This is a genomic window from Anabaenopsis arnoldii (assembly GCF_028331025.1).
Lineage (GTDB): Bacteria > Cyanobacteriota > Cyanobacteriia > Cyanobacteriales > Nostocaceae > Anabaenopsis > Anabaenopsis arnoldii.
Genome location: NZ_JAQMUH010000154.1, coordinates 1 through 19,812, shown reverse-complemented (window position 1 = coordinate 19,812; position 19,812 = coordinate 1). Strand labels below are relative to the sequence as shown.

Genomic DNA, 19,812 nt, shown 5'->3' with positions numbered 1-19,812 from the left:
TAGAAAATGGCCAGTATGAATTAAAACAGCCAGATGAAAATGGGCGTCACTGGGTAGAGAGTATGGGGCTGTTTTTGGGAACTTGGAGAGGAGAAAAGGGGGGACGCAGTGGCTATTGGTTGAGATGGTGGGATCAGGAGGGGAATGTATTACCCTGGGCGGTGGAGAAGATTGAACAAGAACGCCAACGCGCTGAAACAGAAGCCCAAAAAGCTCAACAAGAACGCCAACGCGCTGAAGCGGAAAGGCAGGCTAAGGAAAAACTCAGAGCCTATTTACAATCCCAGGGCATTGACCCCGATAATTTACCCTAGACTACTCAATAGGACATCTTAGCATCTGGTCTGAAGGGCGATCGCCCTTCCGTCAACAGTCAACCGTCAACAGTCAACCGCCAACAGTCAACAGTCAACCGTCAACCGTCAACCGTTAACCGTTATATGAATCATCCTATTTTGAACAAGATTTTCGTGAGATTGACTAGAGCATTAAGTTTTGTCTTAGTAAAAATGGCTTTGGTGGTCAAGCTGATAGGTAGGAATCTCATCCATCGGATATTTGCCATTAAAAATCCTATCTTGTGGCTGGTTGTGTTGACATCACTACTGTTGACTGGGTGTGTAGAGTACGATGCGGGAGTGAATTTTAATCACTCCAACAGTGGCGAAATAGTACAGCATATTAAACTGGGAGAACGACTCACTAGCTTTAGTCCCGATTCTGTATCTGAATGGTTACATAGCATAGAACGTCGCGCCCGTCAACTAGATGGTAAAAGCCAACGAATTTCCGCCTCCGAAATTATTGTGAAAATTCCCTTCAGTAATGGTCAAGAGTTGCAAGAGAAATTTAATGATTTTTTTAACTCTCGTGGAAATGAAAAAGCTGAGGGTGTACAGCAATCATCGGAGTCAGCACCACCGAAAATTGAATCAAATTTATTCATAGATCAAAACAATTTTCTCTTGTTAGTCAGGAATCGATTAATTTATGATTTGGACTTGCGATCGCTCTCCTTAATTGCCGGTAGAGGTAACGTGTTATCGGATACTGAATCAATTCTAGAACTCAATTTTAGTTTAAATACCCCTTGGGGAGCCAGAAATATTGAACAAAACGAAACTGCTATCCCACCCCAGAAAAAAGGCAGGGAATTAGTATGGCAGATCCCACCAGGTCAGGTAACCCATATAGAAGTAGTTTTCTGGTTACCTAATCCCCTGGGTATTGGTGGTTTGTTAATTATCCTGTTCATCTGGGGAGGAATTTATGTGAGATATAGTTTCATGCCAGATCCCAGAGTTCAGTTTACATCTAGTACTAAAGTACCAGTTACAGAATAAACAAAAAAACTGGGAAAATCTAATTCCCAGTCTCCACTCTTCAAGGTGACAAGCGCTCAATTTTCCAACTGCTATTATCCCAGCAGCGAGTATAGAGCAATCGGTCATGCATGCGACTGGGGCGACCTTGCCAAAACTCAATTTCTGTGGGAATGACTCGGTAGCCTCCCCAATGAGGTGGTCTAGGAACTTCCTGATTTTGATATTGGCGCTGGAATTCTTGGAGTTGTTGCTCTAAAACTTCCCTACCAACAATTACCTGACTTTGATTAGAAGCCCATGCACCCAAACGACTACTAGGGGGGCGCATCTCAAAATAGCTATCAGACTGTTCTGGGGAAATTTTCTCTACAGTCCCCACAATTCTGACTTGGCGTTCCAATTCTGCCCACCAAAATACTAAAGCTGCTTGGGGATTTGCTGCTAGTTCTTGTCCTTTGTGACTATTGTAGTTAGTGAATAAAACAAAGCCTTGGTCATCAAAGTCTTTGAGTAGTACCATTCGTGCTGAAGGCTTACCGTCTGGTGTAGCTGTGGCCAGAGTCATAGCATTGGGTTCAGGAAGTTGGGCTGCTAGTGCTTGTTCAAACCATGTTTGAAATTGAATCACAGGATTGGGGTTAATTTCGGTTTCGCTCAAATCTTGCAAGGTGTAATCCTTGCGAAGATCAGCTACGGTCTTGTCCATGTGAGTTTGTATATTTTAGATAAGTTTGCTAAATAAAAGAAGTAGCCTATTAATTAGGCTTTAATTCCACCAGTAACACAAAGCATTGTGAATGCCAAACGTCTTCCAGAAACTACAGCCCATGTCAGAATTATCCGTCAATCGTGGCAACTCGGCTTTCTTGAGGGTGAAGTAAGTGCGGGTAACTTCGAGTGGTATTTCCAATGGCATTTTCGCCGAGGAGAACTTTCTGTTAAGCCTTCCCAAGGTCGGGCTTTGATTAAAGAACCTCTTGGTCGTTTTTTAGAACAACAGGATTATCAGTTAGAGCCGGGAGGGGATTATGCTTTTACTATTAGGGCTGAACTTTAGTTCAAACAGTAAGAAGCCTCTAGTCTTACCGCGAACCGGAAATGATGAGATGAATTGCGAGTGAGTAATGTAATTCAACGCTTAATCAACATTAGTGGTTAGGCGATTTAAGTACCGTTCAATCAAGAGCAGAGCCACAATATCATCTATGGGTCGTGGTGGCTGTCTCATACCCTGGGGGACGAGTTTTGTTAGCCCTTTGGGGGGGTACATCTGCCAATAGCGATCGCGTGCTTCTAGGGTGCTGTAGCGCTCATCGACTAAAATTATACTTAGCTGCTCTACCAGTGCTTCGCGCAATTGCTGTTTCCATTGTTTAGCAGTGGTTTGGTTTCCCATGACCATTAAGGAAACCGGAAACTGTTGACGTAGGGTTTCAATGGTAGGGATGGCCTTTTGTGCAGTTACAACTTGGTGATAGTACAATTGTCTATCTAGTCCCATGACTGCTAGACCACACTTATCTTTACCGGGGTCGAAGCCTAGGATGACTGGTTGTGTGGGTGAAAATTCACTAAAAGTCATAATCAATACGCTGAAATTTCATCAATGGCTTGATTTAATTATTTTTTTAGGTGTTAAAAATTACTTTTCCGTTTAGTATTGCTAAAAGCCTGATTCTTAAAGGACCTGCTGTATAAGTGTCCTCCAGAGCGATCGCTTTAATTTCCAAAGGTTGATCATATAGTCTCAATTGTAAGAAAAAGCGTAAATGAGTACCTTCTCTTAACAAACCCTCCACAATTCCAGCATTACGGGCCCGAAATTCCGAAGCGGAAATCAGCAAATCTAATCTTTGGGACAGCTGATAGGATGTCATCTTTTTGGGGTCAGCAGTAGTGGTGGCTAGTACCTCGCCTTCGGAAAACACTAGTTGATTTCGGGCTGCATCCGCAAAAAATTCTATTTGGTTTTCTCCGCGAACGTAATTCCCCGCAGAGAAAATTCGCACAACGTACTCTCGACCATCGCTAATCTGCTGGCTCAGTTGTTCTACCCTCTGTGGGCTAACCTCGATCAGCTGTTTATTTGTGGGATTTTCCCCCGGTTCAGTTAATTGAATGTTGGCATTCTGGTTAGCTGCTTGCAACAGTTGTATTACCAGTTCACGGGCTGCACTAGGTTGGCTAACGCGAACCACCTTCGCCGCCAAGACTTGATTGCGAACTAGTGCGAGTTTGCCCAGACGTAGGTCACGGTATGACTGATAATACTTTTCTAGCCTTGTGACTTCTTGTTCTAAAAAATTCTGTTGTTTTTCTAATTCTTTGAGGAGGGCTTCCCTTGTGGCGATTACTTGCTCTCGTGCAGCAATTTCTTGATTACGTTTTTTGATCAGTGCATCAAGTTGGGTAATTTTGCGATCGCGCCCTTCTATTGCTGTTTTAGCTTCGGCATAAAGTCGTTGTCGTTCTCCCCTTAGTTGTGCAATAGCCCGCTGCAATGTTTGTCTTTGATCGTAAACCCTTTGCAGTTCAGTTAAAGCTTTTTGATACTGACTTACTACTTGACCTAGCTGGGTTTGGGTACGTTGAAGTTGAGTTTGTGTTGCTTTTTGTTTAGCGTTAGCTGCTTGTAAGGATTTATTAATTACCTGCAACTGTCGCTCCGCCTTAGTTTGTTCAATTCTAGCTGTGCTTAACTCAACCTCTACCTGGCTTTTCTCCGATTCGGCAATTTTGAGCTGTTCCCGCTTGTTTCTCAGGTCTTTTTGAATATCTTCTAGCTCAAATACCCCTTGCCGCAATCCTTCATCAGCCGCAAATAAGATCCCTAATGTTGAAGCGGAAATTAAGCCGCCAGTAAATATAGTTACTAGTACAGCCGTTTTTTTCGGACGCAGGTTAAATAGTGAGAGGCGTGCCTTGCCAACTCGTGTGCCAATGCGATCGCCCACGGTGGCAATTACGCCCCCCAAAATTAAAATTGCCGCGATCAGGATGTACCCGGTGGTCATCTTCAGCTACCGTTCACGTAGTGTGCCGGATGCATAATGCTTCCAGATACAGCCTACTACTTTCAAGGATGATCTTGTAGGGGAAGACAGATAGGCAATAGCTGAAACTACTGAGAATTTTCGATTTATCCCCAATGGGTGTAATTTTGAAGAACACAACCCTTGCCACTCCACCTCCCCCGATTGATTTTAAGTGAACTGCTTACTTAAGGTAACAGGTTTATGCACCGTAATCTTCTTTTTGTGGATAGAAATCATTTGTTTCTCACGCAGGTCCCCTAATAACCTAGTGACAGTTACCCGAGTTGAACCAATTGCCTCAGCGATCGCCTGGTGAGATAACTTCAGATCAATCGTAATCCCATCAGCACAAGGAACACCAAAATCACGACAAAGAATTAACAGAAAACTCACCAATCTCGAACCCATATCCCGGTGAGCCAAGGTTTCAATCATCATCTCTGTCTGTAAAATCCGCGAAGATAGGCCTCGCAGCATCAACATTGATAATTCTGGATTTTCCTTAAGGGCTTGTTCCACCTGTTCAATGGGGGCTGACAGTAACTCTACAGGCGTAAATGCGACTGCATGGTAAAATCTATCAGACTTATTTCCCGTCAGTAATGACAACACACCAAAAACACTATTTTCCCGCAGCAGTGCTACCGTTATTTCCTCTCCTGCCTCATATACCCTGGAAAGTTTCACAGCACCCTTCAAAAGAAAATAAACTCGTTCAGCAGGATCGCCGGGAAAAAATATTGTTTTGTTGCGTTCAAATGTTTCTACAACTGGAGGAAATGCTCCGGTCGCCATCTGACGAAATACATTTGCTAGGGCTTTATCTTGTGTCACGATCATCTCCCTTCCCCTACCCAATGCCGGAAAAACAAAAACTGATTACCTAAGAATACACCTGAAAAATCAATAAAGCACCGTCAACCTTTCTGTACATTCCTATACTCAAACCCATAACTTCATGGTTATTTGTTCATAATGATACATAATTTTTCATGTTTTTAGCTAGTAGTTGTTATAAGTACTTACACAGTTAAGGTCATCAGGTTTTTCGCCCAAAAATTCACGATATCTTGAGAATATATTCAGGATTATCTAGACAAAGTTTTGAGAAAACAGTCCCCTAAATGATCATTTCTGCAAATGATGTGCCAAACCAAGACCAACTCGGCGCAGATTCTAGTATGCTCCTAATGATTGATCTCATTCACAATTTCTATGCTGAATCTGACTGGAAAAAACGCCTTAGTTACAGGGATTGCCAATAACCGTTCCATTGCCTGGGGGATTGCTCAACAACTGCATAAAGCCGGAGCTAACTTGGGTATTACCTACCTGCCAGATGAGCGAGGCAAGATGGAGAAAAAGGTGGCCGAACTGGTAGAACCTCTCAACCCCAGCTTATTTGTTCCCTGTAATGTGCAAGATGACGAGCAGGTGAAATCTACCTTTGAAGCAGTTCAGAATCAGTGGGGAAGATTGGACATTCTCATCCACTGTCTGGCCTTCGCTAACAGAGAGGATTTGACCGGTGGATTTAGCCAAACCTCACGTTCTGGGTTCAAAACAGCGTTAGAAATCAGCACCTACTCACTAGTGCAGTTAAGCGGTGCGGCTAAACCGCTGATGACCGAAGGGGGTAGTATCATCACCCTCACATATCTGGGTGGTGTCAGGGCAATTCCTAACTACAACGTCATGGGAGTAGCTAAAGCCGGCTTAGAAGCTAGTGTACGTTATTTGGCGGCTGAACTCGGACCTGACAACATTCGGGTGAATGCTATTTCCGCCGGGCCGATACGGACATTAGCATCTTCGGCAGTAGGCGGAATTTTAGATATGATTCACCATGTAGAAGAAGTAGCTCCCCTGCGACGCACTGTTACTCAGCAAGAAGTGGGCAATACTGCTGCTTTCTTGTCTAGCGATTTAGCCAGTGGCATTACAGGACAAGTTTTGTATGTAGATGCAGGATATGAAATCATGGGAATGTAATAATTAATCATTGTTAAGGTTAACGGTTGACGGTTGACGGTTGGCGGTTAACCGACAAAATACAGTCACCAAGCATCACTCATCAGTCATGCGCCCTCCATAGGGTCTGTGATTTCCCCATTCCCCATTCCCGATTCTCCACCTATGCAAACAAGCGATACCTTCGGTAAGGACTCACTCCAAGGCCAAATTAATTCGACTCACACTGCTCGCATAGCCTCGATTCATCGCACCACTGGCGAAACTGATATAAAAGTTACTATTAACTTGGATGGTACGGGCATCTGCACAGCAGCAACTGGGATTCCATTTTTAGATCATATGTTGCATCAAATTTCCTCCCATGGGCTGATTGACTTAAATGTCCAAGCTCAGGGAGACTGGGAAATTGATGATCACCACACGAATGAAGATGTGGGTATCACTTTAGGGCAAGCTTTCAGTCAAGCCCTAGGTAACAGGAAAGGTATTATTCGTTTTGGTAATTTTCTGGCACCATTGGATGAAGCTTTAGTGCAAGTGGTGCTGGACTTTTCTGGCAGACCTCATCTGAGTTATGGCTTGGAAATTCCCACCCAGCGAGTGGGAACCTACGATACTCAGCTAGTACGGGAATTCTTTGTAGCATTGGTTAACCATAGCCAAATGACATTACACATTCGTCAACTGGATGGCATTAACTCCCATCATATTATTGAGGCAACATTTAAAGCTTTTGCCAGAGCAACCCGAATGGCGGTGGAAATTGACCCCCGTCGGGCTGGTAACATTCCCAGTTCTAAGGGTATTCTGTAGGAGTTAACTAGCAGATAAAATGTAGTTTTGCGACCATTTCTGTACGAGTTGAAACACCAAGCTTACGAAACATCCGTTTTAAAGCTTGCTTGACAGAATTCTGTGTGATCCAGAGTTGTTCACCAATTTCGGCATTGGTTAACCCCTGTGCTACCAACTCGGCAATTTCTAGCTCACGCGCGGTTAAGGGACTGACTAACAGTGAATTGGATATTTTTGCTTCTTTGGCTCTGAGAGTGGCAAGTTTTGCTGATAAATGAATGCACAAAGCGCTTAAGTCAGCTAAGTCATCGCCATTAAAGGGATCAGTCCCTTGATCGCGAGCTAAGTTTAATGTCCCCACTAGACGACCATCGCAAACAATTGGCCCAGTCATCACGTGTTCATGGTCATGACGGGGACAGAAATGTTTCCAATCTCCTGGTGATAGTATTAATTGTTCATGGGCGGGAGCGTGTCGTTCCACTACATAACGACCAACTGGATTGTTTTCCATACATACGGCGGGAATGGCCTGAACATTAACCGCATTTGGCTGTTCATTGATGAGATAGATCCCGCAATGTTGGACGCCAAAATACTCACCAATTTTATCCATGAGCGCCACTCGTAGTTCCTGCTCGTTGCTGACATTTGCGATCGCTTGAAATATAAGGGAAAGAGAATTAGGCATAAGTGTACCCACTTGGGGACTATGCGAAGCTTCATATTTACTTCTATGCTAATACCAGCCAAGATAAAACGCTAATATAGCTAGTCACTCTGGGAGAAGTAGATGACAATTACAAAACTTTCCGCTCAGGAACTTTTCCGGGCTGCTTATGAAAATCGCTACACTTGGGACAAGAGTTTTCCCGGTTATAGCGCAGATATTACTTATAAATATGATGACCAACTATTTACAGGTCAAGTTGTCATCGATGCTAACCTCAAGGCGGAAGTGTTGGGGGTAGAAGATGAGCAAGCAAAGAAAGCCATTCACGGACAGGCGTGGGAAATTGCCATTCACCGCGTCCGTCGCAGCTTTGAGGACACTCACAGTGAGAATAAATTCAGCTATGGAGACACTGACGAGACTGGTGCAACTGAAATTTTAGTGGGTGGTAAATCTGAAGGCGATAAATATAAGGTTCGCAATAATGAGGTTTGCCACGTCCACCGTTTAATTCACGGTACTTTTGTGACAATTAACACTTTTAGCAGCCATGACACTGGGGCGGGTTATTTGTCCCATACCTATGATTCTGTATACCACGATCCCAAAACAGGGCAACAAAAAGGTGGGAGAAGTGAGTTTACCGATGAATATGAAAAAGTTGGCGCATATTTTGTTTTAAATCGTCGGGAGATTCGCACTCAAACAGATGGAAAAATTTCCACTCAAGAGTTTGTCTTCTCCAACATTCAACTTTTGTCACCTGTTACGGTTTAAGCTGAAGTTTTCAAGGGAAATAAGAAGCGATCGCTTCTTATTTCCTTTCAAGGAGAACTTATTATACCATTCCCTCAGATGTTTTGTGCCGATCCAACTTCAGCATCAACACACCCAACGGTGGTAGACATAAATCGAGGGAATAAGGACGACTATGTAAAGACCAATTATCAGTCCATTTACCACCTAAGTTACCCATATTACTGCCGCCATAGGGACGGGCATCACTGTTAAACAACTCGGTATAAAATCCTTCCTCTGGTACACCAATGCGGTAGTGAGAGTGTGGTTGGGGAGTGAAGTTGCAAATCACCACAATGAAATCATCAGAATCCTTGTCATGACGGATAAAAGAAACCACACTATGACGGTTATCGCTACAATCAATCCACTCAAAGCCATCTTGGGCGAAATCCTGAGTATATAAAGCTGGTTCAGAACGGTAGAGACGGTTTAGATCCTGGAAAAACTGCTTTAATTGTTGGTGGTCTTGATATTGTAATAATTGCCACTCCAAATCTGCCCAGACATTCCACTCACTCCATTGGCCGAACTCCATGCTCATAAACATTGTTTTCTTGCCGGGGTGAGCAAACATATAGCTAAATAAACAACGCACATTCCCTAACTTCTGCCATGTATCACCGGGCATTTTGCCGATGATATTGCTCTTACCATGTACCACTTCATCATGGGACAAAGCCAGCATGAAGTTCTCACTGTGGTTGTACCACATACTAAAGGTAATATTATTTTGATGGAACTGGCGGAACCACGGATCCATACTGAAGTAGTCCAGCATATCGTGCATCCAGCCCATATTCCACTTTAAATTAAACCCTAGTCCGCCTGTGTAGGTAGGCCAGGACACCATAGGCCAGGAAGTGGATTCTTCTGCAATGGAAAGAATACCTGGGAAATAGCTAAAGATAATGTGATTAACTTGACGCATAAAATCTGCGGCTTCTAAGTTCTCTCTACCCCCGTATTCGTTAGGTAGCCATTCTCCTGCTTTGCGGCAATAGTCTAGGTAAAGCATGGAAGCCACAGCATCAACGCGAATACCATCAATATGGTATTTATCAAACCAAAAGAGGGCATTAGCTACTAGAAAGTTTCTAACTTCGTGGCGATTGTAGTTGAAAACTAAAGTACCCCATTCTTTGTGTTCTCCTTTGCGCGGGTCGGAGTGCTCATAAAGGTGAGTACCATCGAAGAAAGCTAAACCATGACCATCTTTAGGAAAGTGACCGGGAACCCAATCGACAATTACACCAATATCGTTTTGGTGGCATTTGTCAACAAAATACATGAAATCTTCGGGGCTGCCAAAACGTGAAGTGGGGGCATAATATCCAGTTACTTGATAACCCCAAGACCCATCAAAGGGATGCTCCGCAATGGGTAGCAGTTCTAAATGGGTGTACCCCAATTCTTTGACATAGGGTATCAGTCGGTCTGCTAGTTCTCTATAGGTGAGGAAGCGTGCGCCTGGTTTGAGTTCTGAAACTATAACTACGGGTTCTGTCTCACCATTGGGTAATTTGGCTGGTTCTGAACTAGAAGCGTGTAACCAAGAGCCTAAATGCACTTCGTAGACGGAGACTGGTTGGGTCAGGGGGTCGGTGTGACGACGCTTTTCCATCCAGTCTTGGTCACTCCAAGTGTAAGTATTTAAATTAGTGACAATGGAGGCAGTTTTGGGACGGGGTTCCTGTTGGAAAGCATAGGGATCTGATTTTTCGTAAATATGCCCTTCAAAATTTTTAATTTCATACTTGTAATGCTCTCCTACGCCGATTTCAGGAATGAATAATTCCCAAACGCCGGTGGAGCCTTTGCGCATCTGGTGTTTACGCCCGTCCCACAGATTGAAGTCTCCTAGCAAGGAAACATTACGAGCATTGGGAGCCCAAACGGCAAAATAAACACCTTTAACACCGTTGATCTCTGTGGGATGGGCTCCCATTTTTTCGTATATTCGGTGATGATTGCCTTCGGCAAACAAATGTAAGTCAAAGTCTGTTAGTTTCGCAGACCGGAAGGCGTAGGGGTCATAGGTGACACGCTCATGCTCACCTTCTTTAATCCGTAACTGGTAGTTTGTCAGTTCCGCTGTTTCAATTATGCATTCAAAAAAATGTGGATTATGTACTGTCTCCATTGGGTATTCCTGACGCTCCTCAGGAAGAATTACCGATGCTGCAGTCGCATTTGGTAGGTAGGCTCGCACAGCCCAGACTTTTTTGCCATTTTGTTCTATGCAATGAGAACCTAGTATTTCAAAGGGATCGTGATGCTGATTCCCAACTATACGGTTAACCTGTTCTGGGATAATTGTGGTCATAGAGATGAAGCTACCTAGATTTGAATACAGTAATTGAGTGAGTTACTCCCATTGCTGACCCTAGAGAGTAGATCTGGGTTTTCCCCAGAAAGAACTAAATTTATGGTTCTAAATTTATTTGTAATTTTGTCGTCACCGTTATCGTACATCAGAATGGTCACTGGAGATTGGGGTTTAACGACTGTCACTCAAAATCTGCTCAAATTTACCTAAAGTTAGTAATAAGTGAGAAAAGTGTGCCTTGATCCCCACTATTTAAATACGGGGCTATGCGCCTGGTTATCAAGGTTTTTCGGCATTTTCGTTATAATTGCTTCAAATATCTAAGAAGGGGAAAATTTGCAGTAAGGCCTTACGTAACCTTATCAGGTAAATGGTTTGTCGTAAATCGGCATTCAGTTTGGGTGGAGGACTTACTTGTAGCTGTTCTTGTAGTTCTGCGTATTCGGCAGCATTCAGGGGTTTACCGTCCACTGGCGATCGCGCGTCTAGAATAATTTCCCTCCGCAATATTTCTTCTGGTATATCTTCGGGTGGGGGTAATGCGATCGCATTTGTTCCCCAATGGCCACTCCAGCCCAAAAAAAGGGTAGTACTAATACCCACAACCCAAAATACTATTTTTTTTCTCCCGATTACCTTCATCCTAACCCTCACTCAACCCTGGTGCTAATGGTTCATGACACAGTTGGTGGACTTGCACAATGCGCTCAAATAACCAGGGATATCCTTGACGATACTCAGGAATCAGTGCTAAAGGACTCAGCAAGGCAGCTGCGCTAATGTCTGCCACACTTAGCTGATTACCTACTAAGTAGTCATTTTTTTGCCAGCGAATAGATAACTCTGAAAAGGCAATAGCAAGTCTCTTTTTAGCCAATTCCACAGTAGTCTGGTTGATACCATATTGTTGGCGGACTACTGAAATTACCATCTGACTAACCAGTGAAGGGTCAATTTCCTTGCCTTCCCCAGCCCGGAACTGATAGTATACAAACCTGGTGGCTGTACCAATGCTTTCATCCAACCAATCCTCTAACATCCACGCTTCTGTCTGCTGTTCATGGTCAGGCAAGAAGTAGGACGGTTGTGGTTGATAAGTTTCCAGAAATTTTAAGATTTCGGTAGAGTCAGCGATCGCATTGGGTTGACCCTCAAGTGGTAACAACACAGGTAAAGTCTTCAAACCTGTTAGCGGCCTAACTCGCAGGATATGCCACCCAGGAGTCAGATTTTCAGTTTTATAATTAATTTGCTTATAGCCGAGCGCCAGACGAGCTTTGCGACAGTAATGGGATGTACTAAATTGTAGTAGCAACATAAAGCTACTTTGCCCCGCCATGAGGATTAATTTTATGCCTTTAGATATGCAACTTGCCAAGAAAGTATGTTGATTTCCGCACTATAGCAGGAGTATGACTTACGTAAATTACCACCTAAATAAGTTGCATAAATAACTGATTAATAGACCTGATAATTTTTCCGTAAGCCACCACCATGAAACTTGGTTACAGTTGCAATTATATTAACCAGTGCCCTTTACCTGCTAATTTAATTAAAGTTTTCAGTCTATTTGACAAAAAGATGTTGTATAACCGCCCCAAAAAAATTAAGTTCATTTAGTCATAAATTATACTAGTTTTTAATTTTCTTGGGGTGATTTACTGAGTCAAAATTTATTGGGGATTGGTACCGGGTGCGGGGGCTGGAGTAGCACCGTCAGTGGGTTCACCAGGAGTGGGAGTCGCTGGTGGAGTTTCAGGCTCAGTCCCAGGCTCACAGGCTCCAAGAACCGCAGCCAACCCTAACATTAGAACAAAACCAAAGATTTTTGTTTTCAACATAAACTCCTCTTTCACCAGAAAATGGCAATAAAAAAAATAGCCTGTTGTATAACATAACCTATTTGTTGCTAATTTTTGAAATGTCTTGTGCTGATATTTTCAAAAGCAATACTTTCGGCTGATTTTTTGAGGCTGATTGATTATGCAGGAGGGTGATTAATTTCTCTGCTTCAGGACTCCAGTCAGCAGATAGCCAAAATCAACTTGGCGGACAAACAAGACATCAGATGAAAATTCTTTATTTTACAAGGCTCTTGTGCCTTGCTGCCTTGTGTTGCCATACTGGAAATGGCACATTGCTGCCTACCAGTGACAGGTATTACAATACCCAGCTAATGCCATCATTAGTGCAGTGAAGTATCACACGAGGATTGTCGCCTGAGGACAAACAGGCTAAAGGTTTAAAACACTGTATTTTCCATCTAAAAACATATATGGCTGTTGTGCGTAAATCGGCTGTTCCCAAAACAGGTCTTTGGTTCCGAATCAATCCTACCCCATCCAACGGGGAGGGGCCTCCCATCCCTCTAGGATCAACCTCTGGGAGTACATCTACACTTGTAGATGAACCTTTGCCAAGATCCTCAAAAAGACAACGGCGTGCTGTCAAGAAGTTGCCGGTTTCTACGACTCATCCATTACCTGAAGTCGCTAAACAACGAGTCTCACGGGTGGAAAGTCAATCAAATAGAACAACCCAGAAAAATCAGAAGCTAGGGGAAGGTAGCTTACCCGTGATGCCTAATTATGGCTCTGGACCTTTTTGGTTACTGCGCTTGTACACATCACATCGTTATTCCTCCGTAGTCACGTTTTTCTTGGTAGCAGCAACTTTATTTGTGTATGGTTGGATAGTATATTCTCAACAACTGTGGAGTCAGGAATATAACAGGCTACAAAACCTGAAACTTTATGAACGGCAGTTAACCACAACTAACGCTACCCTCAAGAACAAAATGGCTGAAGAAGCACAAGACGAAGCCACTGCGCTAGTGTCACCAACACCAGCCAGAACAATTTTTTTGCCCGCAGCATCTCCATCTTCTAGTTCTGATGCTACACCCCCTGGCACAGCACTAAATATGGAAAAGCCGCAAAACACTCCCTTACCACTAGGATATTAGAGTTATCAAAGCGGGAGTACAGGATTTCAACCCTGAATGATGCACTTAGGGGAATCCGGCTGTTCCTAATAACCGATAACTAATACTGAGCAGGTAAATACAGAAGTCACCCGGTAAACTAAAATTGAGAAATTTTCAAAATTCAGCATTTAGAAGGCGAGGAAAGTCTTCTATCCTAGCATTTATGCAGAGGTTTAGGTTCACCTCTAATCCTCAAGACCAGATATCCAATACCAGACCCCGGCTGTTCGTGGTTTGGGGCATATTAATGACCGCAGGTTTGGGTTTGGCTATTAATTTATATCAGTTGCAGATTATCCAGGGAGCAAAGTTAACCGAGAAGGCGCGTAACCAGCAAATGGTGAATTTACGGCCTTTCGTTCCCCGTCGCCTAGTGGTAGATCGCACTAATAGTGTATTAGCTGTTGACCGACCTGTATATACCTTATATGCCCATCCTAAGCTGTTTGCTCAGTCTAATAAACAAATGGCAGAACAACTCGCTCCCATACTCGACAAACCCCCGGCTGAATTGGTGAAAACTTTTGAAAGTCGCAGGAGTGGGATTACACTTGCTTCCGGCTTACCCGAAGTCAGTGCTGGGCGTGTGAGATCATTGCGCTTAAATGGCTTAGAATTGATTCAACAATACTCCCGATATTACCCGCAAAAGAATGTGGTTGCGGACGTGGTGGGCTACGTCAATCTTGACCGTAAGGGTCAGGCTGGTGTGGAATACAGTCAAGAGAATTTATTAGAACGTTCCCCGCAGACAGCGCGGCTGAGTAGGGCTGGTAATGGTAGACTTCTACCAATTCATGCACCGGAAGGATTTTTAAATTTCGATGACCTGCGACTGCAATTAACTATTGATAGCCGTTTGCAAAGGGTCGCCGGTACTGCTCTAGAAAAACAGATAGAGAAGTTTCAGGCTAAACGTGGGGCGGTAATTGTTATGGATGCTTCAGACGGTTCTTTACTAGCTCTGACTTCCTATCCTACCTATAACCCCAATGAATACTCTAGTGCTGATATTTCCCTATTTAGAAACTGGACAGTAGCTGATCTTTATGAGCCGGGATCGACTTTTAAGCCTTTGAATGTGGCGATCGCCCTAGAGAATGGCGTAATTAAAGCAGATGATGTGTTTAATGATCCCGGTTCTATTCAAATAGGTAAGCACACGATTAGAAATGCAGGTCACAAGAGTTATGGCAATATTAACATTGCACAGATATTACAAACTTCTAGCAATATTGGCATGGTGCGGATCATTGAACGCATACAACCACAAGTTTATTACAATTGGCTAGAACGTTTGGGGCTAGGGGAAACAGTCGATACAGATTTGCCTTTTGAAGTGGGGGGACGGCTCAAAGGTTCAAGACAGTTTCTCAGTTCACCCATTGAACCAGCAACTACATCCTTTGGGCAAGGTTTTGCTTTAACACCGTTACAGTTGGTGCAAATGCATGGCGTTTTAGCGAATGGGGGTAAATTAGTCACACCCCATGTAGTGCGAGGGTTGGTGGACAGTAAAGGCCAGATGCATTATGCGCCTGATCTGCCCACAACACGCCAAATTTTCTCAGCAACCACAACTCAAAAGGTAGTGGAAATGATGGAAACTGTAGTATCAGAAGGTACTGGTAGTAATGCTAAAATTCCGGGTTATCGCATTGGTGGTAAAACCGGTACATCTCAAAAAGCGAGTCCAAATGGTGGCTATCTCCCAAATGCGCGGATAACTAGCTTCGTAAGTATTTTACCGGTAGAATCTCCGCGGTATGTAGTTTTTGCGGTAGTGGATGAGCCACAAGGCATAAATGCTTATGGTTCTACTGTGGCCGCACCAATCGTCAAAACTGTAATTGAGGGGTTGATTACCATTGAAGGTATCCCACCCAGTCAGTCAACCAATACAAATTCCTAAATAAAAGACTAAATTATCTAAGGGCAATTCTATGAATTGCCCCTAAAGGTGAGGTTATTCATTTGTCCTACTCTCTATGCTAGGGTGGGCGTAAGTGTTTTGCAGTGCTTGTTCAATTGAACCGACACTTTGGTAAGCCGCTATTAGTTCATGGGATTTAGTTTTGCGCTTTGCTAGTATATCTTTTAATGGTGTTAATAACTGAACATCTGAATCATCCCTCAAGGAAACCTCAGCTACTTGTAAAAGCTGTGTAGCATTAGCACAAATATCTGGATAATCAAAGCCTTTTTTTGCAGAGATTTGGTGTAAAGTCGCGTTAGGCCTAATTGCTCTACCTGGTAAACTTTTATCCAAGATCAAACCTTTCAATAATGCCAACAACCCCCCATAGATAGAAAAGTCATCACAACTATCAAAAGCTTTAAATTCAATGCGTCCCACTTCAGCAGGAATACGGGCGATTTTTGTCAATGATGGCACGCTATTAATGAGTTGTTCTTCCTTCTCGACAAACACCAGTGCTGCCGATCTTTTTCCCGTTCTGACAAAAGTTCTGACTGACAAACCATCCCATAATCCCCCATTATAAAAAGGGGAACTATAACTAAAAGGAACGATATAGGGACTATAATAGGTTAACTTCTTGCCAATATCAATCACATTTTCAATTGGTAAATCTGGCACTGAGATATTTAAATCTGGACCATAAGTTACCATGTAAATATTGGCGGTTTGTTCATCAGGATAAGTCTGTAACTGTTGGAGTTCATAATCATTTAAAGGTGGTTGAGGTTCAAATACAGTCTTATAGGGGTTAAAACTAGTTAAAACAGGTGAAAACCCATAGCCAGCAGCCACTTCACGCAGTAATTGAAAACTTTCTGATAATTCAGTTAAAGCACCTGAAATATCAGAGTGGATAGTGGTTCTGATTTCGATACCTTTGGGTATACAGTCTATCACCTTTTCAGAATTAGCAAATCTTTCAAAACCCTCAATATACCATCTCTTTTGCCGAATACCAGCATCGCCAACGCGCAATTGTGAATAATCGTTGGGGTATGTGGGCAGTTTTTCGACAATTTGATTAAAGTCAGAGAATTTAGTTTGGGAAAAATCAGCAAATTTTCCTTCGTGGTTGAGGAAAGCGACTTCATGCTCAATGCCAAAATAAACTTTCATGTATACTTGATTACAGTTAGTTGGGCTGTCTAGTTAGGTTACGGCTACTTGTATCCTATGTAGTAATCTGTCCGAGATACTTTTCCATTAATTAATTTATCAAATTTGTAGTAAATTGTACTAGAAATTTATGTTAATTTGGAGTCTTGGAATTTGCTAGTTTAGTCAAGTGGGAGGTTTCTAAAATTACGGGTTGATCAATTGTCTGGAAAATGGTTAATGCTTGGCAGCCATTGGACCAAGATACACTAGGTAAATAAATAATTCGTTGAGCAGATAACATTGGTGGGAATATAGCAGAAGGTTTATGAACAGGAAGTTATCAAAGAAATAGTCTTTTCGTCAAAATAGCTAGGGTGCCTTTGTAAAAAAATCAGCACTGGGTCATAGCAGCATATAATCGTAACCTGTTAAGAAAGGAAAAAGTAGATGTATTAAAGCTAACAACCAATCAACTAGAACTCTTAACGGATACCTGAAATCAATTGGTAACGTTCCAGAGGACTAATGACCAATGACGAATGATAAATAACTAAATTATGCAATTTATTGACCAAGCGGTAATCGAAGTTGAAGCGGGTAAAGGTGGGGATGGTATCGTCGCCTTCCGACGTGAGAAATACGTACCAGCAGGGGGTCCATCTGGTGGAAACGGGGGACGAGGCGGTTCGGTGATTTTTGTTGTGGATACTAACCTACAAACTTTGCTGGACTTTCGATACAAGCATCTTTTTAAAGCTGATAATGGTGGACGTGGTGGTCCAAATAACTGTACCGGGGCTAATGGTAAGGATTTAATCATCGAAGTTCCCTGTGGTACTTCTGTATATGATGCCAGTACAGGGGCTTTGCTATGTGATTTAATTGATCCTGGACAAAGTTTTCGGGTTGCTGAAGGTGGAAAAGGTGGACTAGGAAATCAGCATTTTCTGAGTAACCGTAACCGCGCCCCAGAATATGCTTTACCTGGACTCACAGGAGAAATGAAGGTAATACGCCTAGAGTTAAAACTTTTAGCGGAAGTAGGAATTATTGGCTTACCCAATGCTGGTAAATCTACGCTAATTTCATCTCTATCAGCAGCACGTCCCAAAATTGCTGACTATCCTTTTACAACTCTCATCCCTAATTTGGGTGTAGTCAGAAAACCTACTGGTGATGGTACTGTGTTTGCTGATATTCCCGGTTTAATTGCAGGTGCTTCTCAGGGTGCGGGTTTGGGATACGATTTTTTGCGCCACATTGAACGCACAAAGGTTCTGCTACACCTCATTGATGCAACTAGCGAAGATGTGATTAGTGAATACAAGATAATTAAGGAAGAGTTGCAAGCCTATGGACGAGGTTTAGCAAAGCGTCCCCAAATTTTAGCGCTGAATAAAATTGATGCGGTGGACAGGGACACAGTGGATTTAGAAGCCGTAGCGGCTCAACTTCATCACCTTTCCCTTTCTCCTGTGTTCTTAATCTCCGCAGTTACCCGCGCTGGGTTAGAACCAATGTTACAGCAAGTTTGGGGAGTCCTTGACCAGATAAATGTGGCTGAAGAGGTAGAGATTTTGCGGTAAAGGCCAGTGTTTAAGCTCAATACAAAGATGTAAAGAACAGTCATGGGTAAGGGACGCAAAATATAAGAGTTTGTAGTAACCATCTGGGGTGGGTTAGGCATAAAATTAAACATATAAATATATGTATTTGCCACTACGCCGTAACCCACCATGTAAACTTAACGACTAGCGATACTATTCGGCTTTCAAAAACTCTAAATATCCTGTACTGAGTTCTGTCACCGCCAAATCATAAAACTGCTGACCGTGTTCTGGTGTTGCTAAAGCCGGATTTGAACCCATGCGTCCATCTGGATAGCGTCTGCGGAAGTCAGTTGCACCATAAATTTTATGTCCAAGAGCAACTTCTGGTGTCAGGGATGCTTTTTTAATAGATTGTGGATAAATATACTGGGTAACGGCTACTTCGCTGGGGGTAGCATGGGCACCTTCTTGATCGCCATATAATTCTTTGGCAAGTTTATATACAGAACTGCACATAAACCAGTTAGCAAGTTGACATTGGGCGTTGCTAATCTGCAAATTTTCCAAGTGCGCATAGGTTTCTGAGAATGCAGCTTTCAGGGTGGCAATGTTACCACCGTGTCCATTGATAAAATAGAACTTAGTAAAACCAGTTTTAGCTAAACAAGTAATATAGTCTGTGACTACCTGAATCAATGTACTTGGACGTAGGCTTATTGTACCGGGAAAAGCGGTATGATGTAATGCCATGCCGACATTGATTGTAGGGCTAACCATTGCTTGAGTTGCTTCACCCACGCCACCAGCGATCGCCTCTGCACAAATAGCATCAGTACCAATTAAGCCTGTGGGTCCATGTTGTTCTGTGGAGCCGATGGGGATAATAATACCCTGAGATTCTTGTAAATAGGTTTCAACTTCTTGCCAGGTGCTTAAATGTAGTAACATTGTGTGAGATAATTTAGTTTAGGAATATCCAATTTCTACTAGCATTTTAGAAAATTCCTCTACTACTGGATGAGAATTTATATCAGATCCGCAGCTAATTCTCAATGAAAATATTCACAAATTGCTGCATCTAGTTTTGTCGCACCATGAAAATTGCAGTCTTGGATACAAGCATCTGTCAGAGTGGCGTTATGGAAGTTTGCTGCCATTGTGTTTGATTGCGATAAATTCGCCCCAGTCAGATTCGCCCCGCTCAGATTCGCCCCGCTCAGATTCGCCCCGCTCAGATTCGCCCCGCTCAGATTCGCCCCGCTCAGATT

The 19,812-nt window shown here is 43.0% G+C and carries 20 protein-coding genes and 1 pseudogene; 9 read left to right on the top strand and 12 right to left on the bottom strand.

Going from position 1 to position 19,812, the window contains the following annotated elements; translation table 11 throughout:
* A pseudogene (locus PN457_RS13960) lies at positions 1-314 on the top strand (hypothetical protein); the annotation flags it as partial.
* 126 nt (positions 315-440) lie between these two features.
* Positions 441-1,343 carry a DUF3153 domain-containing protein gene (locus PN457_RS13955; protein WP_271733970.1) on the top strand — a complete coding sequence of 301 codons (903 nt, stop codon included), beginning with the start codon at positions 441-443 and terminating at the stop codon, positions 1,341-1,343.
* A 40-nt stretch (positions 1,344-1,383) separates the two neighbouring features.
* Here PN457_RS13955 and pdxH read toward each other — a convergent pair whose 3' ends face one another.
* The gene (gene pdxH / locus PN457_RS13950) at positions 1,384-2,031 is read right to left on the bottom strand and encodes a pyridoxamine 5'-phosphate oxidase (RefSeq protein ID WP_271733969.1); all 648 of its coding nucleotides are present in this window, start codon (positions 2,029-2,031) and stop codon (positions 1,384-1,386) included.
* 87 nt (positions 2,032-2,118) lie between these two features.
* Here pdxH and PN457_RS13945 point away from each other — a divergent pair, with 87 nt between their 5' ends.
* On the top strand, positions 2,119-2,382 hold the full coding sequence (locus PN457_RS13945) for a DUF3146 family protein (RefSeq protein WP_271733968.1): 264 nt from the start codon (positions 2,119-2,121) through the stop codon (positions 2,380-2,382).
* A gap of 81 nt (positions 2,383-2,463) precedes the next feature.
* On the opposite strand, the gene PN457_RS13940 is transcribed toward PN457_RS13945, so the two are convergent.
* The 3 genes from PN457_RS13940 to ntcA form a co-directional block, all read right to left on the bottom strand.
* On the bottom strand, positions 2,464-2,907 hold the full coding sequence (locus PN457_RS13940; protein ID WP_271733967.1) for a pre-16S rRNA-processing nuclease YqgF: 444 nt from the start codon (positions 2,905-2,907) through the stop codon (positions 2,464-2,466).
* A 46-nt stretch (positions 2,908-2,953) separates the two neighbouring features.
* Positions 2,954-4,339: a DUF3084 domain-containing protein gene (locus PN457_RS13935; RefSeq protein ID WP_271733966.1), complete on the bottom strand. Its 1,386-nt coding sequence runs from the start codon at positions 4,337-4,339 to the stop codon at positions 2,954-2,956.
* 189 nt (positions 4,340-4,528) lie between these two features.
* A complete protein-coding gene (gene ntcA / locus PN457_RS13930) occupies positions 4,529-5,200 on the bottom strand; it encodes a global nitrogen regulator NtcA (protein ID WP_271733965.1) in 672 nt (223 codons plus the stop codon).
* 375 nt (positions 5,201-5,575) lie between these two features.
* On the opposite strand from ntcA, the gene fabI reads away from it, so the two are divergent.
* Together fabI and hisB are read left to right on the top strand one after the other, a co-directional pair.
* Complete coding sequence (gene fabI, locus PN457_RS13925) at positions 5,576-6,352, top strand: enoyl-ACP reductase FabI (RefSeq protein ID WP_271733964.1); 777 nt, start codon at positions 5,576-5,578, stop codon at positions 6,350-6,352.
* 144 nt (positions 6,353-6,496) lie between these two features.
* The gene (hisB, locus tag PN457_RS13920; RefSeq protein WP_271733963.1) at positions 6,497-7,147 is read left to right on the top strand and encodes an imidazoleglycerol-phosphate dehydratase HisB; all 651 of its coding nucleotides are present in this window, start codon (positions 6,497-6,499) and stop codon (positions 7,145-7,147) included.
* 7 nt (positions 7,148-7,154) lie between these two features.
* On the opposite strand, the gene PN457_RS13915 is transcribed toward hisB, so the two are convergent.
* Complete coding sequence (locus PN457_RS13915) at positions 7,155-7,820, bottom strand: LuxR C-terminal-related transcriptional regulator (protein ID WP_271733961.1); 666 nt, start codon at positions 7,818-7,820, stop codon at positions 7,155-7,157.
* Positions 7,821-7,922: 102 nt separating this feature from the next.
* Here PN457_RS13915 and PN457_RS13910 point away from each other — a divergent pair, with 102 nt between their 5' ends.
* Positions 7,923-8,579 (top strand): DUF3386 domain-containing protein, encoded by a 657-nt coding sequence (locus PN457_RS13910; RefSeq protein ID WP_271733960.1) that lies wholly within the window; start codon positions 7,923-7,925, stop codon positions 8,577-8,579.
* Positions 8,580-8,640: 61 nt separating this feature from the next.
* Here the strand turns inward: PN457_RS13910 and glgB are convergent, their stop codons facing one another.
* The 4 genes from glgB to PN457_RS13890 form a co-directional block, all read right to left on the bottom strand.
* Entirely contained in the window at positions 8,641-10,932 is a 2,292-nt protein-coding gene (gene glgB / locus PN457_RS13905) for a 1,4-alpha-glucan branching enzyme (RefSeq protein WP_271733972.1), read from the bottom strand.
* 309 nt (positions 10,933-11,241) lie between these two features.
* Positions 11,242-11,571 (bottom strand): hypothetical protein, encoded by a 330-nt coding sequence (locus tag PN457_RS13900; protein ID WP_271733959.1) that lies wholly within the window; start codon positions 11,569-11,571, stop codon positions 11,242-11,244.
* Between the two features lies 1 nt (position 11,572).
* A complete protein-coding gene (locus PN457_RS13895) occupies positions 11,573-12,247 on the bottom strand; it encodes a glutathione S-transferase family protein (RefSeq protein WP_271733958.1) in 675 nt (224 codons plus the stop codon).
* A 355-nt stretch (positions 12,248-12,602) separates the two neighbouring features.
* Positions 12,603-12,770, bottom strand: coding sequence for a hypothetical protein (locus PN457_RS13890; RefSeq protein ID WP_271733974.1), 168 nt, complete (start codon positions 12,768-12,770; stop codon positions 12,603-12,605).
* Positions 12,771-13,204: 434 nt separating this feature from the next.
* Between PN457_RS13890 and PN457_RS13885 the strand changes: the two genes are divergently transcribed.
* Positions 13,205-13,894, top strand: coding sequence for a hypothetical protein (locus tag PN457_RS13885; RefSeq protein ID WP_271733957.1), 690 nt, complete (start codon positions 13,205-13,207; stop codon positions 13,892-13,894).
* Between the two features lie 97 nt (positions 13,895-13,991).
* On the top strand, positions 13,992-15,827 hold the full coding sequence (locus PN457_RS13880) for a peptidoglycan D,D-transpeptidase FtsI family protein (RefSeq protein ID WP_271733971.1): 1,836 nt from the start codon (positions 13,992-13,994) through the stop codon (positions 15,825-15,827).
* 54 nt (positions 15,828-15,881) lie between these two features.
* Here PN457_RS13880 and PN457_RS13875 read toward each other — a convergent pair whose 3' ends face one another.
* The gene (locus PN457_RS13875; RefSeq protein ID WP_271733956.1) at positions 15,882-17,012 is read right to left on the bottom strand and encodes a glutamate-cysteine ligase family protein; all 1,131 of its coding nucleotides are present in this window, start codon (positions 17,010-17,012) and stop codon (positions 15,882-15,884) included.
* A gap of 539 nt (positions 17,013-17,551) precedes the next feature.
* Between PN457_RS13875 and obgE the strand changes: the two genes are divergently transcribed.
* Positions 17,552-18,580 (top strand): GTPase ObgE, encoded by a 1,029-nt coding sequence (gene obgE / locus PN457_RS13870; protein ID WP_271733955.1) that lies wholly within the window; start codon positions 17,552-17,554, stop codon positions 18,578-18,580.
* Between the two features lie 174 nt (positions 18,581-18,754).
* Here obgE and PN457_RS13865 read toward each other — a convergent pair whose 3' ends face one another.
* Together PN457_RS13865 and PN457_RS13860 are read right to left on the bottom strand one after the other, a co-directional pair.
* Positions 18,755-19,492, bottom strand: coding sequence for a creatininase family protein (locus tag PN457_RS13865; protein ID WP_271733954.1), 738 nt, complete (start codon positions 19,490-19,492; stop codon positions 18,755-18,757).
* 101 nt (positions 19,493-19,593) lie between these two features.
* On the bottom strand, positions 19,594-19,812 hold a 219-nt coding region (locus PN457_RS13860), incomplete at its 5' end, for a pentapeptide repeat-containing protein (RefSeq protein ID WP_271733953.1).